Annotated in this window: 13 protein-coding genes and 2 pseudogenes; 1 reads left to right on the top strand and 14 read right to left on the bottom strand. The window is 35.2% G+C overall.

Features of this window, described 5'->3' with window-relative positions; genetic code table 11:
• Positions 1 to 93: 93 nt before the first annotated feature.
• Positions 94 to 2881: pseudogene (locus GKR88_08955) on the bottom strand (hypothetical protein).
• A 193-nt stretch (positions 2882 to 3074) separates the two neighbouring features.
• Between GKR88_08955 and GKR88_08950 the strand changes: the two are divergent.
• Positions 3075 to 4172, top strand: coding sequence for an IS4 family transposase (locus tag GKR88_08950; protein ID QMU64402.1), 1098 nt, complete (start codon positions 3075 to 3077; stop codon positions 4170 to 4172).
• A gap of 367 nt (positions 4173 to 4539) precedes the next feature.
• Here the strand turns inward: GKR88_08950 and GKR88_08945 are convergent, their stop codons facing one another.
• The 13 genes and pseudogenes from GKR88_08945 to GKR88_08885 all read right to left on the bottom strand — a co-directional run bounded on the left by GKR88_08945 (position 4540) and on the right by GKR88_08885 (position 17139).
• The gene (locus tag GKR88_08945) at positions 4540 to 4872 is read right to left on the bottom strand and encodes a transposase (GenBank protein ID QMU64401.1); all 333 of its coding nucleotides are present in this window, start codon (positions 4870 to 4872) and stop codon (positions 4540 to 4542) included.
• Positions 4873 to 5044: 172 nt separating this feature from the next.
• Complete coding sequence (locus GKR88_08940; GenBank protein QMU64400.1) at positions 5045 to 5740, bottom strand: ATP-binding cassette domain-containing protein; 696 nt, start codon at positions 5738 to 5740, stop codon at positions 5045 to 5047.
• A gap of 19 nt (positions 5741 to 5759) precedes the next feature.
• A complete protein-coding gene (locus GKR88_08935) occupies positions 5760 to 7232 on the bottom strand; it encodes a hypothetical protein (protein ID QMU64399.1) in 1473 nt (490 codons plus the stop codon).
• A gap of 121 nt (positions 7233 to 7353) precedes the next feature.
• Positions 7354 to 8667 carry a Fe-S cluster assembly protein SufD gene (gene sufD / locus GKR88_08930; protein QMU64398.1) on the bottom strand — a complete coding sequence of 438 codons (1314 nt, stop codon included), beginning with the start codon at positions 8665 to 8667 and terminating at the stop codon, positions 7354 to 7356.
• Positions 8668 to 8741: 74 nt separating this feature from the next.
• Positions 8742 to 9488 carry a Fe-S cluster assembly ATPase SufC gene (gene sufC / locus GKR88_08925; protein QMU64397.1) on the bottom strand — a complete coding sequence of 249 codons (747 nt, stop codon included), beginning with the start codon at positions 9486 to 9488 and terminating at the stop codon, positions 8742 to 8744.
• An 8-nt stretch (positions 9489 to 9496) separates the two neighbouring features.
• A complete protein-coding gene (locus GKR88_08920) occupies positions 9497 to 10327 on the bottom strand; it encodes an MBL fold metallo-hydrolase (GenBank protein ID QMU64396.1) in 831 nt (276 codons plus the stop codon).
• A gap of 57 nt (positions 10328 to 10384) precedes the next feature.
• Entirely contained in the window at positions 10385 to 11830 is a 1446-nt protein-coding gene (sufB, locus tag GKR88_08915) for a Fe-S cluster assembly protein SufB (protein QMU64395.1), read from the bottom strand.
• A 39-nt stretch (positions 11831 to 11869) separates the two neighbouring features.
• Positions 11870 to 12262, bottom strand: a pseudogene (locus tag GKR88_08910) (four helix bundle protein).
• Between the two features lie 34 nt (positions 12263 to 12296).
• Positions 12297 to 12626, bottom strand: a complete 330-nt coding sequence (locus tag GKR88_08905) for an iron-sulfur cluster assembly accessory protein (protein QMU64394.1) — start codon at positions 12624 to 12626, stop codon at positions 12297 to 12299.
• 109 nt (positions 12627 to 12735) lie between these two features.
• On the bottom strand, positions 12736 to 13755 hold the full coding sequence (locus GKR88_08900; GenBank protein ID QMU66680.1) for a cytochrome-c peroxidase: 1020 nt from the start codon (positions 13753 to 13755) through the stop codon (positions 12736 to 12738).
• A 51-nt stretch (positions 13756 to 13806) separates the two neighbouring features.
• Positions 13807 to 14580 (bottom strand): hypothetical protein, encoded by a 774-nt coding sequence (locus tag GKR88_08895; GenBank protein ID QMU64393.1) that lies wholly within the window; start codon positions 14578 to 14580, stop codon positions 13807 to 13809.
• 2 nt (positions 14581 to 14582) lie between these two features.
• Positions 14583 to 15914, bottom strand: coding sequence for a hypothetical protein (locus tag GKR88_08890; GenBank protein ID QMU64392.1), 1332 nt, complete (start codon positions 15912 to 15914; stop codon positions 14583 to 14585).
• Position 15915: 1 nt separating this feature from the next.
• Positions 15916 to 17139 (bottom strand): choice-of-anchor B family protein, encoded by a 1224-nt coding sequence (locus GKR88_08885; GenBank protein QMU64391.1) that lies wholly within the window; start codon positions 17137 to 17139, stop codon positions 15916 to 15918.

The following is a 17139-nucleotide window of genomic DNA, read 5'->3' as shown; positions in this document are numbered from 1 at the left end:
AAATTTTAACCTCTACAAAAGCAAATAAAACAAAAAAAAACCTCTACAAAACCTTTGTTAATCAGTTTTAATTAATTGAAAATTAGCAGTTTATTAAAACCCCTGAATATAATTTACAAGATTTACTTCTTTACTTAAATTAAATTTTTTGCGTAATCTATACCTTCCTTGTTCTACACTTGTAATTGCAATATTCATTAAAGAAGCAATTTCTTTGGAGGAAAGATTTAATTTTAAGTAAGCACTTAACTTAATTTCATTAGAAGATAAATTAGGGTATTTCTTCCTTAAATTTTGGAAAAACTGAGAGTGAGAATTTCTAAAATGGAGTTCAAAAGTAAGCCAATCTTCTTTATCTTTTAATTGAGTATTAATTTTTTTAATTACTTTTTTTATAGGATAGTGTAATGAATTATTTACTAGCTCATTATCAATTTTTTTGAGATCTTTAATCAATCCTGTTAGAAGCTCATTTTTCTTAATATTATTTAAAGTAGAAGAGGCTAGTGCTGAGTTTTTCTTTTTAATTTCTAAATTTAAATTCTTCTCTCTCAGAAGTAAAAGTTCTTTATCAGTTACTAATTTTTCCAATTCAAATTTTTCTTTTTGGCGTTGTCTTTTTTCTTCTTCTTCTAATTTTAAACTAGCTATTTGTTTTTGATTTTTGATTTTAAAATACTGTCTGTATAAGAGATTAATTAAAAGTAATAGTAAAAAGTAAATAACATAAGCTACTTTAGATAAATACCAAGGTGGTGTAATAAAAAATTCTTTTTTTATGATTTCTGTAACTGCCCCATTTTCACCTTCAGATTGAAACTCTAAAGTATAACTTCCTGAAGATAATCCCGGAAAACTTAGCTCAGAAGTATAATCCCAATTTGACCAATCATTGTTTAAACCATTTAATCTGTATCGAATTCTTTTGGAATTGGTAAAAGGTGCTTTTGGGAATGCAATACCAATTTTTATAAAATTATTGTAATTAGGAACTTCTAACTTTTTTTGATTAATTTGAGCAAGAATTGTATCAGTTTGACTTACAAGTTTAATAAAACGAATAATAGGTAAAGATTGATCAGTATCTACATTAAAATCAATAACATTATGAAAAATCATACCATTGCTAATTCCTATTCCAAAAACGGAGTCATTTAATTTTTCAAATTTGTTAAAGTCATTCAGGTGCTTACTCCTAACTGAATAAAACGGACTATTAACATTTTTAAAATGATTTTCATTTCTTAAAATATACCCTAAAGATTTTTGAGTTGAATACCAAAAAACATTTTTATGCTGAGAAATGTTATTAATCCCTTTTATATCTTTAAATACCTCTGAAGGATATTTAGCAGTCACAAAAGAATTGTCAATAGGATCATAACTGAAAAAACCTTTCGGATTATAAAAGACCAGATCATCATCAATTTTTGTTATGTATGCGAAAGTATCAACAAACTCATTTGCTATTCCATAAAACTCATATTCTTTAAGATCTAGCCCGTTTTCAGATAAGCGTAATCGATAATAACCTTTTGCGGGATGAGTAACCCATAATTGCCTATATTTATCAAACTCCATAAAACGCGATGATTCGCCATAATTTTCCCATTTTTTAACAAATTTCCATTTTCCATTTATACATTTAAAAACACCTATTCCGGAATAAAAACCAACATATAAAATATCATCAATTTTTGGATGTTTCCTAAAAATCCAAGCTCCGGCTTCAAAATTTAGAGGTTCTAATTTCTTATTATTAATAATAAATACACCTTCATGAGAGCCTACTAAAATTTGATTATCAATCTCTTCAATTTCCCATATTTGTCCTAAATTTCTGTCAACTAATTTTGGTTTTGATTTCCTTTGAAAAATGTTTTTTACAAATAGTCCCTGATTAGTCCCTAAATATAACAAGGAATCTTTTATATGGCTTGTAAAAACAGTTCCAAATTCACCTTCTGTATCTATTAAATAATTTGTATTGTTACTGATTTGAATATAACTCAACCCGCTGTGCATACCAAGCCATAGGTCGTTGTTTAAATCTGTAAAAACTCTTTTAATTGCATTATTTAAAAGACCATTACTCTTTTCTATATGTAAAAGTATTTTTCCTTGACGCGAAACTATATATACACCATTTCTCACAGTACCAATAATAAGTTTGTCGCTTTGAAACTCTTCAACACCATTCACTAAATGTTTTTCTAAAAGATTATTTACTGCCCATGTATTCTTAATCAGTTTTTTATCTTTCCAATTCCAAACACCATTGTTTTTTGTGACTATTAATAATTCGTTATTGTTTTGAACAAATACACCAACAATATGAAACCGATCAATTTCTGTACCTTCTATTAATATGTGATCTTTATCTTTTATTTCAAAAAGACCCATATCGTATTCTTGAATAAAAGATCTCTCTTTTGATGAAAACAAAACATTAAACCCTCTCAAGGCATTAATAGATTCAATGACATTTGTTTTAGGATCATAAATAAAAATTTTTTGAAATGTTTGAAAAAGAATTTTTCCTTGAATTTCTTTAATACTTGAAAAAGTTGGTAATAATGGATCTTGTTTCTCTGGTTGTTTAAAAAACAAACTCGTGTATTCCAAAATACCTTTATTGTTTTTACCAATACCCAAATCCTCCATGACCAGAAGTATATATATGCTTCTCATCTATATATAAAACAGATCGTAAATCTGATTCTAATCCATACATATAATTTTTCCAACGGATACCATCGTATTCTAGTAAACCTTCAGGTGTAGCAAAATACATTATTCCATTATCACCTTGGGAAATATCAAAAATAGTTGCATTATTTTTAGTTTCTTCTACTGTGAAGTTTTTAATAAAAGGAATTCCTTGTGTGTTTTGGAATTGAGCTAATGTTAGATTACAAACAAATAAAACAAGAAGAAAAATTAATTTTCTATTAACTTGTTTAGTACATGACAAAAAATATAATTAATTGATTATCAGTAAATTAAATGTTAAATAATTAAAATAAAGCATTGATTTTCAGTATATTAGAAGAATAACATCACTCATTTTTCTAATGAAAAAAACCAATGCTTCCACTAAAAGTAGTGAATTAAATTCAGTTTTAAGTTCTCATTTCCAAGGTAAGATCAATTTGGCAAGAATCAAACTCATATCACATTTCATTATCGCCCTCTGTAAGGTACAGACAGTTACCTTTGAAAAGGTAGCCAACGCTTTTGAGACCTCAGTAGATTCGAAGTCATCACTCAGACGTATTCAAAGATTTATTGCTGATTATTCGTTGGATGGAGATTTGATCGCTCGTCTTATATTTAGTCTCCTTCCTAAGCAAGAGGGATTGATCTTGAGTATTGATAGGACCAATTGGAAGTTTGGTCAGACCAACATCAACATTTTTAAGTTGGGAGTTGTCTATAAAGGTGTTGCCTTCCCATTGTTATTTACTATGTTAGATAAGCCAGGGAACTCTAACAGTCAGGAGCGTATTGATCTTGTGAATCGTTTCATAAGACTTTTTGGCAAAGATGTTATTAAATCCATTGTAGCCGATAGAGAGTTTGTAGGTAATCATTGGTTGGATTTCTTGAATACAAATGGAATCAAATATTATATCCGCATTCGAAACAACTTTAAGGTAGAGCTTCCTGATAAGAACAAAACCATCAAAGTATTTCACTTGTTTAATCCACATAAGATCAATGAGTTTGTGTATTATCCTAAAATTGTACGTGTTAATGGTCAGCTTTGTTTCCTTTCCGGATGCAAGTTGTACCCAAAAAATGGAAAGCCTGATTTCTTAATCATTGTATCGTTCAACGCTCCTGATAAGGCCTTTGAACAATACAAAGAACGATGGCAGATAGAGATGTGTTTTAAAGCAATGAAAGCCACTGGCTTTCATTGCTTTAAAACACACACCTGCAAGATATTAAGCGTATTGAAAAATTTAGTACTGTTTGTAATGATGGCTTTCGTATGGTGTTACAAAGTTGGTATATATTTACATCAGATTAAGCCTATCAAAATAAAAAAGCATGGAAGAATGGCTAAAAGCATATTCAAATATGGATTAGATTATATCGCTTCTGTGCTATTAAACCCTGTAAATCAAAACAATATGAACTTGACTAAATTTTTGTCATGTACTTAGATTAACTTGTTTAATTAACCTTAATATGAAAAGGTAGTTCTTGATTATAAAATTTATAAAAGCTTATTTTCAAATTTAGGAAGGAAATCAAACATAACCAAAAAGGTAAAATTGTATTTGTAATTTTTCTTGATTTATATTATAACTTATTCTGTGCTAAGGATATTCAGATGCTAGGATTTGCTGCCCTAATCAGTCTATTGATAAATTAGAGTCATTAGATCAGCTTATGGAAATGATGGGAGAAACTATCAGGCAAACGGCTGAAAACCTTAAACAGAACCGTGAGGCTTTATAATTGAACAAGCAAAGAAATCATCCTGGTTTCGCAGAAAAAATATTTTGGGAACAAGGTGTTTTTTATTTATTAGACGTCTTTGAAAAATTGATTTGCTATTGCATTTTCGTTGTCCCGCTTTTTTAAATTTTGATTGATTTTTTGAGTTTCAATGCTATTTTTATTGTTGATATGTACCATAAAAGGGTTCATTTCTTCAAAGTATTCTTCCAAAACATTGAAAACAAGCATCCAATAAACGCCAGTACTTTCCATAGCAACATGGGTTGCTACTTCGCTTTTGCACCAATCTCTTAAATCTGTCAATGAACTCGTGTAGGCTCCAAACTTTCGAGTTTCAAACTCGGTATTGCTACTACGAATCGTGGCTATTGTAATATCCTTGTGAACATCTATGCACAACCCACTTTTATCACCTGTGTGTATTCTATTGCTGCTATAACAGCAAAGATACTTATCTGGTGAGTATCTTTGCTTATTTATGGGATTTCATATTATTAAATTACAAAATTCAAAGATTTCAAAAATGTTCTAATTATTCCTTTTAAGTATCTAAACGGGTATTCAAATATTTTTATGTAGAAAAATAGCTTTCCAGTTCTTTTAGTGTTTTTTCGGATGTTTGAATATCTTTTACCACAGTCCCTTTGTTCAGAACAACTATTCTTTCGCATACTTCGGTGATATGACTTAAATCATGGCTGGAAATGAGTAGTGTTATTTCTTTATTTTCGGTTACTCTTTTTAGAATTTTCTTTAGTTTAATCTGAGATGTCGGGTCCAGGTTTGCAAATGGTTCGTCCAAAATAATTACTTGCGGGTTTCCCATTAAAGCAGCAATAACTCCTGCTTTTTTTTGATTTCCTTTACTTAAATCCCGCAGGTATTTTTTCTTGCCTAAAACTTCCCCTTTAAAGAACTCTTCAAACCGGTCTAAAAAAGATTGTACGTCGGCTTTATTCATTCTCCTCAATGTTCCGGCAAAATCAAAATATTCTTCCGGTGTCAGATAACCGATTAAAAAGGTTTCATCTATAAACGATCCGGTAAATGTTTTCCACTCTTCGCTCTTATTTACTACAATATTGTTATTGGTTATACTTCCCGTAGTGGGTTTGATCAGGTCTAACAAGATATTAAAATAGGTGGTTTTCCCTGCTCCGTTATTTCCTACTAAGCCAAAACTTTGACCTTTTGGAATGTCTAAGGAATCTATTGCAAGTACTTCCGTATGTCCGTATTTTTTTGAAATGTCTTTTGATTGTATCATCTGTGCTCGGTCATTAAATTTAAGCTTTTTGATTGAAAGCTTTAATTGCTATATATTTTTCTCTTATGTACTTTGCCTCAATAAAGCGCATGCAATCATTTTTAAAAATGAAGGGGATCATTCCAAAGGTTGCAATGGCGATTAACCCTGCATTGAAATGAATGGTTGAGCTAAACAGCCAAAAGAGCAGCATGGGCAGTACCATAACCGGGATAATGATGATAAACTGGGCTGCACTGGTTCCCTGCATATTGGAAAACCCACTCTTTTCCAAATCTATCCGTTTCCTGTTAAATGATCCTGCATATAAGAGAAGCAGTGAGTTAAACCCAATATTATAAACAGCACCTGCCGTAATCATTAAAAATTCTTCAACTCCGTAAACTACCAAATAAACGGTGCTCAGGACATATAAAACTCCTGTCATGGCAACCATCAAAACCCACTTGGATTCCAGAAATTTTCTGTAGCGTATGTTTTGTGTCATTAACATTTTATAGTAAGAGCTGTCCCACGCCGGTATAAACTGCCCGTAATTGAGCATAAACCCTCCTGTTACAAAAAGGGATGCAAAAACCAAAAATCCAGGCATCTTGTTTCTATATACCGGATTGTCAAAAAATATAAAACCGTATAAAACAAATAAAAATGATATCAGAAAAACTGTTTTTGTTCTTTTATTTCTCCATATTAACCGGATATCGTTTTTAATAAACGGGGCAACATCCCCCAGTCGGTCTGCCCATGATAGATTCGCTGAGGTTACTTTCTTTTTCTTGTCCGAAACAACAGCACCCAAATACACTTTGGTTCTCAGGTATTTATAATTGCAGTAGTATACGATTGCTAGTAATAAAATGCCTAATAAAGATAATACGGGCAGATCATAAATGGTGTCAAACACCATCCGGCTATAGATGGTAATATCGAAAATTTGGAACTGCCGTAGCAGTGCCAATCCTCCAATTATTATTACTGAAAACCAAAAAGCAAGGCTATTTTTATTGATTAAAAAATTTAAGAAATTCAGGTTTTGTGTAATAAATACCATAGTGAATAACCACCCTAATGAACCTGCTGTGCTATAACCCTCTTTGATAAGTACCATTGAAAAGGGCACATAAAAAAACAAAGGCATTATATTAAAAAAAGAAAATGCGGATTTACCGAGTACGTAATGAGTCAGCGTGCTTTTTTTAATGGGTAAAATGAGCATTGGCTTTACGTTCATTACAGGTAATTTTTGCATCATATACCTGAATATCAAATCGGCAAAAACAGCATACAACAAATATGAATTGATAAGGCTCAGCGGTTTTGTATCTGGAAATTGTTCTTCAATTATATAATATCCTCCGATACCGATAGCGAGGAAGGATATCATAAAATAGATTGCAAAAAACCCCATAATGATCTTTAAGGTAAGCCCCGTTTGCCAATAAGAAGAACGAAAATATTGCCTCCATTCCAGACGTAGAAAATGTGCAATCATTTGTGATTTATTGGTTTCAACAATCCATAAGTATTAAAAATAATTGTTTTGTAACAAAATAATTTCTTCGGAATATGATTTGGAAATCGTTTAAATGAGTTTTTAGTAAAAATGCTCTGTTCTAAACGTCAAAACCAATTTGTACATTTAACTTATCAGCAATTAGTTTCGTAATTCGTTCTTTTACTTCCGGGATTTTTACACTTTCCAGTACTGTATTTGCAAAAGCATACATCAATAGTGCTTCGGCTTCTTTTTTAGGGATTCCGCGTTGTTGCATATAAAATAATGCCTGATCATCTAATTGTCCAATCGTACATCCGTGAGAACATTTTACATCATCAGCAAAAATTTCCAGTTGCGGTTTTGCATTGACGGTAGACCTGTCGCTCACCAATATGTTGTTATTTTGTTGATATGCATTAGTTTTTTGTGCTTCTTTTTCAACAATCACTTTTCCATTAAAAACCCCTGTAGAGCGCTCATTAAAAATTCCTTTATAGTCCTGATGGCTCTCGCAATTAGGTTCTATATGATGTACTAATGTGTGGTGATCTACATGTTGCTTTCCTTTACTAATGGTAATTCCTTTTAAGATAGAATTGATATGTTCTCCTTTTTGAAAGAAATTCAAATTGTTTCTGGTGATATTTCCTCCGAAAGAAAATGTGTGTACGGAGACTTCACTTTCCGATTGTTGCTCTATATAGGTATTATCTACGAGTGAAGCAGCAATATGATCATTCTGAATTTTGTAGTAGTCAACAGTTGCATGTCTATGCGCAAAAATCTCCGTTACCGAATTTGTCAATACGGTATTCTCCGTTAAGCTTTGATGGCGTTCAATGATTTGAACATGTGCATTTTGTTCAACAACAATCAGATTTCTGGGCTGAATCATGGTTGCGACTTCAGAGCCTGTAACAAAGTTGATAATTTGAATCGGCTTTTGAACTTCCGTATTTTTGGGGATATAAATATAAGCTCCTTCTTTTGCAAAAGCCGTATTTAAAGAAGTTAGATTATCTTGCCTTGCAATGTTGTTAAAATAGTTTTCTATAACGGGCTTATATTTTGCTTTAGTCAAAGCGGCAGACATTAAGCATACATCAATCGTGTCATGTGTGGTTTCCGACAAAAACGAACTGTATTTTCCATCAATAAAAATAATTTTATAGGTATCAATATCATGAATAAAATATTTTTTTACATCTGCTAATTCAACCGCTTTTTCTTTGTCAGGAAAAATACTGTAATCTTCTTTCAATATGGAATTAAGCGAGGTGTATTTCCAAACCTCCAGCTTTTTGGTGGGAAATCCCAACTTTTCAAAATTCTGAAATGCTGCCGTCCGAATATTGTGTATATCCGAATTGACGTTTATTCCGTCTTCAAATGCTACGTATGAAGAAACTATTTTGTCTTTTAAATCCATTTTTCATTCAAAGTTTTAAATTTTAAATTTCAAAGCCGCAAAACTTTGAATTATAAATTTTGAATAAGAATTAGCTAAACTAATTCTTTAATCCAATCATATCCTTTTGCTTCCAGTTCTAACGCCAGAGAAGCATCTCCCGTTTTTACGATTTTTCCATCATGTAATACATGTACAAAATCAGGAATAATATATTTTAATAATCGTTGGTAATGCGTAATTATAATGACGGCATTGTCTTTGGATTTTAGTTTATTAACCCCATTGGCTACAATACGCAAAGCATCGATATCCAAACCGGAGTCGGTTTCATCTAAGATAGCCAATTTAGGCTCCAGCATTGCCATTTGAAAAATTTCATTTCGCTTTTTTTCTCCTCCTGAAAACCCTTCATTTAATGAGCGAGACAGGAACTTTCTATCAATCGCTAACAACTCCGACTTTTCACGGATCTTTTTTAGCATGTCTTTTGCAGGCATGTCTTCCAAACCTCGTGCTTTACGAGATTCATTAATAGCTGTTTTAATAAAGTTGGTTACCGTTACTCCGGGAATTTCCACCGGGTACTGGAAAGATAAGAACACTCCTTCATGTGCTCTTTCTTCCGGTGAGAGCTCACTAATATCTTCATTGTCTAAGTCAATGGTTCCTTCCGTAACTTCATAATCTTCTTTTCCAGCTATGACGGAAGCCAACGTACTTTTTCCTGATCCGTTAGGTCCCATGATCGCATGGACCTCTCCCGGATTTACGCAAAGGTTTAACCCTTTTAAAATGTCTTTCCCTTCTACTTCTGCGTGTAAATTTTCAATCTTTAGCATTCTCTCTTTTATTTCTGGTTTACATATTTTTTAATACGCTCAAAATCAGCAGGGGAATGCTGAATGAACACTTTGGCATTTTTTTCTTTGGCGAAAGCTTCAAATTTATCCATGCTTTCTAAGGTTTGCTTCACATTGTAATTAAATGACGGAACTCTGCGGTGTGTTCTGTTTTCTTCAAAATGATACAGATCGCCGGTCAGTAGAATAGGCTGTTCCAAGCCTGTATCAACATACAATACCTGGTGTCCTATTGTATGACCCGGCATGGATTTAATGATAACGGTTCCGTCACCAAAAACATCGTAATCTCCGTTTAGCTTTTTTACATTTGTTAATTCCCGGACTGCCGGATTTTTTACTTTTACAGTATCTCCGGCAATAGCATTGTACTCGTTTTCTTGTACCAACCAAGTGGCATCTTTCAAATAATTGGCATGCCCGGTATGGTCAAAATGATGGTGAGACAAAGCGATATAATCAAAATCTTCAATTGTAAACCCTATGGAAGCCAGTTGATTTTTTAATGAATCCGGCCTTTGAATGGCAAACACGCCATTTGGTTCATGAAAAGGTTCTGGCACTATCAGCTGTTCCGGCAAACCGGCATCCCACATTAAATTCCCTTTCGGATGAGAGATTACATAATACGCATTTGTAAACTGCCTGGTCTGACCGGTATAGGTGGTGTCTTGAGAGAAGACTTCTAATTTTTTTACCAAAATAGCACCGCCTTCCAAAGCATATAATTTTACTTTGGGTTTTGCCGGTTCTTTTTTATGGGTGTTTTTACATCCAAGAATACTGATAGCTAATAAAAAGAATAGTATTTTTTTCATTCTTATAATCATTGAATGGTGATCATTGATACATTTTCAAATTAACCCATTGCTACATTAACCCACACTTCCTTCCAAACTGATTTCCAGTAATTTTTGCGCTTCTACGGCAAACTCCATAGGAAGTTTGTTTAGTACTTCCTTGCTAAATCCGTTTACTATCAGCGCAATGGCTTTTTCCGTATCAATTCCTCGCTGATTACAATAAAACAGTTGGTCTTCTCCGATTTTACTCGTAGTAGCTTCGTGCTCTATCTGAGCCGACTTGTTTTTGGATTCGATATACGGAAATGTATGTGCACCGCATTCGTTACCCATTAGCAGACTATCACATTGCGAAAAGTTTCTTGCATTTTCTGCCCTGGAATTGATTTGTACCAGCCCTCGATAGCTATTTTGCGATTTTCCGGCAGAGATCCCTTTGGAAATAATGGTTGACCTGGTATTTTTCCCTAAGTGAATCATCTTTGTTCCGGTATCTGCCTGTTGGAAATTATTAGTTACGGCAATTGAATAAAACTCGCCTACCGAGTTATTTCCTTTTAGTACACAACTCGGATATTTCCAGGTAATGGCAGAGCCTGTTTCTACCTGAGTCCAGGAGATTTTTGCATTGGTTTCGCACAAGCCTCTTTTGGTTACAAAATTATATACGCCACCCTTTCCTTTACTATCTCCGGGGAACCAGTTTTGAACGGTGGAATATTTAATCTCCGCATCATCCAGGGCAATTAACTCAACAACGGCGGCATGCAGTTGGTTTTCGTCTCTTTGGGGGGCCGTACATCCTTCTAAGTAGCTTACATAGCTTCCTTTGTCAGCAACTACCAAGGTTCTTTCAAACTGCCCGGTTCCTCCTTCGTTGATTCGGAAATAGGTAGATAGTTCCATAGGGCAGCGAACTCCTTTTGGAATATAGCAAAACGAACCGTCAGAAAAAACAGCAGAGTTTAAGGCAGCATAAAAGTTGTCTTTTTGCGGAATAACAGTACCTAAATATTTTCTCACCAATTCGGGATGCTTTTGAATGGCTTCGGAAATCGGCATAAAAATGATTCCTTTTTCGGCCAAAGTTTCTTTGAATGTGGTAGCTACGGAAACAGAATCCATGACAATGTCTACGGCAACATTTGCCAATCGCTTTTGCTCTTCTAATGAGATACCCAGTTTTTCAAACGTGACCAACAACTCAGGGTCTACCTCATCCAAACTATTCAGCTTTGGTTTTTTCTTCGGAGCAGAATAGTAAGCAATATCCTGAAAATCAGGTTTTTTATACTGTACGTTTGCCCAATCGGGTTCTTCCATTTCCGACCAAATTCTAAAAGCTTCCAAACGCCATTCCGTCATCCATTCCGGTTCGTTTTTTTTCTCGGAAATGGCACGAACAATAGCCTCATTCAATCCCTTGGGAAACGTTTCACTTTCTATATCTGTGTAAAAACCGTATTCATACTCTTTGGTTTTTAACTCTTCTCTTAAATCTTCTTCGGTATACTTCATAGTTCAAAGTTCCTTGTTTAAAATTCAAAGTCGCTAGTTTTAATCTTTATACTTGTTTCCTTTACAATCACTTTTTTTGGGATAATTGATAAAGCCACTAATCATTTTACTTAAAATTAATGATTGTTCTTTTAACTTATTAAACGCTTCAAGAGTTAGATAATTTCTATCATAAGCCCTATACAATTGGTATCTTGTTTCTCCACAAGATGCTCTAGCTATCAATAAAAACTGTATAAACTCTTTATTCCCATTTCTTTCAAACCCCTATGCAATGTTATCCATAATCGATCCGGAAGATCCATTAATTTGACTATATAATTTGTAGTCTTTTCTTAATTCCGTATTATTTGCAACTTTGTTAATATCATTACAAAAAACTCTAGAAAGTTTCCAAATTTCTAAATCTTCGAATTGTTTAACGGTTGCCATAACTTTGAATTTTGAATATCAAACGTTGAACTTCTTATAGCGAAAAACTTTCTCCGCACCCGCATGTTCTGTTAGCATTTGGGTTATTGAATACAAATCCTTTTCCGTTTAGCCCTCCGGAATATTCTAATGTGGTTCCTACCAGATATAGAAAACTCTTTTTATCGACCACTATTTTTACATCATTATCTTCAAAAACCTTATCATTTTCCAATTGGCTTTTATCGAAATTCAAATCATAAGAAAGCCCCGAACATCCACCGCTTTTTACACCCACACGAACAAAATCCGTAGTGGCATCAAATCCGTCACCTGTCATCAATTCAATGACTTTCTTTTTTGCTTGATCAGATACTTTAATCATAACTTTATAGATTATAATCTAAATTGTGGTTACAAAGATACAATATTAAGTCTGAAAATACCATATAGACTTACATTAGAAAACTTTATGTGACAATTGAAAAACCCGATTAATTTCGAAATGCAGGATTGTTTGCAAAATTGTCATCGGTAAGTGTCAGTAAAAAAGCCTTGAGATCTGCTTTGTCTTGTGGAGTTAACTGCACGCCACCTTCATTGACTTTTTTCATTAGCGGGTCTACCGTTGATGACATTTTTAACCCTTCGCTATAGTGATCGATGACGGCGTCCAGTGTTGCAAAACGCCCGTCATGCATATAAGGGGCTGTAAACGCGAGGTTTCGCAAAGACGGTGAACGAAATTTTCCGTTGTCATTCGGGTCACCGGTAACCGCTCCTAATCCCAAATCCGTAAAGGTTTCATCTAAACCGTTATTGTGAAAATTGTTATCTGTCCAAAGCGGATTGTTATCGCTTCCGTGACAATGAAAGCAATCTCCTCTAGCCTCGTCCATAAATACATTAAAACCGTTGAGTTCTTGTGGGGTTAGTGTAGCATTTCCCAGAAGATATCGGTCAAATTTTGAGTTCCCGGAAATAAGTGTTCGTTCAAACTGAGCGATGGCTTTTGTAATTCTTGTAGAATCGATAGTCAAGGTTCCAAAAGCTTGCAAAAACAGTGTGGGATATTCAGGATCTTGTTGTAGTTTATCTGCTACTACTGGCCAACTACTGTGCATTTCAACAGGGCTCCGAACAGGTTCCAGCGCTTGTCTTTCCAGACTTAATTCTTTGCCGTCCCAGGCAAAACGCTCGTTAAAATTCCAGGCTAAATTGAATAAAGGCATTGCATTTCTATTTCCGAATATCCCGTCAATTCCATCGCTAAAACGGGTATGGTCCGAAAATGCATTTGACGGTCGGTGGCAGGTAGCGCAAGATTGTGAATTATCGCCCGAAAGTCTTTTTTCGAAAAAGAGTTTTTTCCCTAAGGCAACTCCTTCTTGGGTCAAAGGGTTATCAGCGGGGTTTAAGGGTGCTATTAATTTTTGTTGAAAAAGAGGAGGTATTTCCAAAGCTAATACAGTGGGAATGTAGGTATCATTTTCTGTTGTGCCGGAACACGACACAAAAATCAGTTTAAAAAGACCTAAAAGAAGCACGTTCTTTTTCATCAATTACTATTGGGTTACACTCTCCAAACTAAAAACGCTTTTTCCGTTTGCGCTTATCATCAGTTGGGCATTAAAATTAGGCATCAGTAACGTATTTAAGACATTTAAATCCCAGGTATTCGGATTGTTGAACCATTCGGAAATATCTGCTTTTATATTTATACGGGTGTTGCTCCCAACAGTCAATACTCCTAAATTTACTTCAAAGGAAGTATCCTGAAATACAAGATTGGCAGGAACTGTTCTGTCAACTGCTCTGACGGCATGGTAATTAAAAGGTGCTTCCATACCGGCAGTGTCCATATATTTTCCATCAAATTGCATATAGTGATAGCCACCGCCCAAAATACCGGGAACATTAAAATTGGCCGTATTTAAATCGGCATATTCACCATCCCGGTTGTCAGTATTACTAAATCCAAATCGAAAGGAAACATGAGTATAATTTCCCGGAGAGACTGTTCCGGTGGTTGTAAACGAAAGGTTTTCGTTATTGGTAACATCTACCAAATTGTATTCGTTGAACGTTATTACAGTGTCATTTTCATCGGTTAATTTGATATCGGAAATTAAATACCGAAGCCGTTCCATACTCAATCGCTCTCCGTTTGCATTGGTAAATTTTACAGTATTAAAATCAGTATTGCTAATCCTTGAGTTTCCCCAAAAATGGTTAAAGTTTAAGGTAATATTCGCTGGTTGCGTATTTATTTCTTTATCATCACTACAGCTATTCCCCATAAATAATACACCTAATAGTATTAAAAGCCTACATTTCATTTTTAATTTAGTTTTACAATTAACAGGTCTGTAAATCCTTTATTTTCAACAATATCTCCATTAGTGCTACTGGTTTCTCCAACAGCAATGACAGTGCCGTTTTGCAATTGAACAGCATCGTATGCAAAATCTATTTCGGAGCCACCCACTGTGGCTTCCCATATAAGCTGGCCCGTATGATCTATTTTAACAATCCAGGCATCATTTTGCCCCTGGTTTTTGCTCACATCGCCATCAGAGCTTCTGGAGCTTCCCGTAATGATAAATCCGTTGTCGTTAGTTGAATTGACGGACCTTGGCACATCAAAACCGGTTCCTCCGTAAGAACGATTCCAGAGGATATTCCCTTCTCCCGAAATTTTAATTACCCAAAGATCGGCCGCACCGTTATTTAAAGTAACGTCTTGTTCGTTACTTCTTGTATCTCCGACAAGAATATAATTTCCATCTCCGGAGGGAATAATTCCTCTTGCTTCATCTATTTCGGAGCCGCCGAATGATTTTTCCCAAACCATATCTCCGTTGGCATCCGACTTTACAACCCAAAAATCATAGGTTCCTTTGTTGTTTGTAATGTCAACATCATTACTATCGGAAGACCCGACAACAAGAAATCCGTTAGCAGGTGTTTCTACAACTCCCATGGGTGTGTCCGTAAAAGACCCACCATAGAATCTGGACCAAACCATATCTCCTGTGGGTGAAACTTTTATTGACCAATAATCACCGCCCGCATGCCTGCTTGCATTTCTTCCGCTGTTTCCTAACCCTCCTGAGGCTGTTACATCCAAAACACCTGAAATGAGCAAGTGATTATCCAAAGTTTCTACCAAAGAGATTCCCTGATCTGCTCCGGAAAAACCAAACGATTTCTGCCAGAGAATAGCCCCGGAAGCATCTAATTTGAGCAGCCAGAAATCTCTAAAACCATTGTTAAGAGCTACATCGCCACTGGCGTTATCACTATATCCCAGTACGGCAAACCCACCGTCCCGGGTTTGGATGATATCATTTCCTCTGTCATCTCCCGATCCTCCGTAGGTTGTATTCCATTGTAAATTGACGTCAACATCAAATTTGAGCAACCAAAAATCAAAACTTTCATCGGTTTTACCTGAAATGTCTCCGTCAGCACTTTGCGTATATCCTAAGACAGCAAATCCGCCATCAGCAGTGGCAACAACAGATTTCGCTACATCATTTTTTGTCCCGCCAAAAGTGTTAACAGCTATTATATTTCCTGAGGAAATAGTTGTCATAGAGTTAAAATTAAGTGCTGCTTTCTCACAGCTCACAATGGATAGCAAAACAAAAAAAGAGGACCATTTTTTCATATTACATTCCGCTTTTTCTGATAATAAACAGGCCGTTGTTGATATCACTTACCACAATATTTCCGCTAGAGAAAAACGGGTATACATTCCAAACACCGTTAAAAGCGGCACTATTATTAGCAGGACTTGTATCAAAAGAACCTATTTCCGCCATCGTACCATTACCGATGTTAGTGATATCGATCATTCGAACACCGGCAGTGTAATTAGCCAGATAAAATACGTTTCCGTTTACATATCCATTGTGATCTACGGCAGCAGTAGGTCCGTTGTAATTCATATGAAAAACAGGGTTGTCCAGATCTGTAAAGTCAAAAACAATCGTGCGTGTATTTCCTCCAAAATTAACTTCATCGAGCTCATCTCCTAAAATAAAATACCGCATATCGTCTGTAAACCATCCCTGATGTGTATATCCGATATTGCTATAGCTAATTTTAGAAATCTGTGTGGGGTTGGTTTTGTTTGTTACATCGACAATTACCACCTCATTTTCATTACTTCCGATTAAAATCTCTTTTCCCGTATGATCTGCGTCGGGGCCATTATAGGTTACTACCTGCGCGTCATGAGAATAGGCATCGTTAGCATATCCACCGGCTGCCGTTGGGTTTAAAGGGTCAGAAATATCGACAAAATGCGGGCCGCCGCTAAACGTATTTGTTCCTACGGCATATGCATATCCGTTTGTTTGATTAATCACTATATTATGTGCATTTCCAAATCCGGTATAATGTGCATCTGAAGTAAATACTTGGGGAGGGTTTGCCACATTTCTCAATCGGGTAAGATCAAAAACCTGCATTCCATGTCCGGGAGCTTCGCTTATAATACATGCGTAGTTATTGTATACTTTTACATCTCGCCAGGAGCTGTTGGAGGTTGCTGTGGGTAATTGCCCTAAAACAACTGGGTTTAAAGCATTTGAGATGTCGATAAAAGCGGTTCCCGTACTGGTACACATCAGTGCGTATTCTTTCTGAGTGGTTGGATCTGTCCAGCCCCAGCTATCGTTACCGGAAGCCCCGGCCCCGCCTAACGTTTGCAAATCAATATGTGCTACCAAATCGTAATCATTACAAGGATAATCCCCTGCAAAACCTCCTTGACAGGGAGCTAACACCGAACCTGGAGGATCCGAATTTCCGGAATTATTAGCCGGAACAGGGTCTTCACATGAATAGATTATCAATAAAGTACTCAGCAATTGAATATATTTTTTCAT

The organism is Flavobacteriaceae bacterium, assembly GCA_014075215.1.
Taxonomy (GTDB): domain Bacteria; phylum Bacteroidota; class Bacteroidia; order Flavobacteriales; family Flavobacteriaceae; genus Polaribacter.
This window is presented reverse-complemented; position numbering and strand designations above follow the sequence as displayed.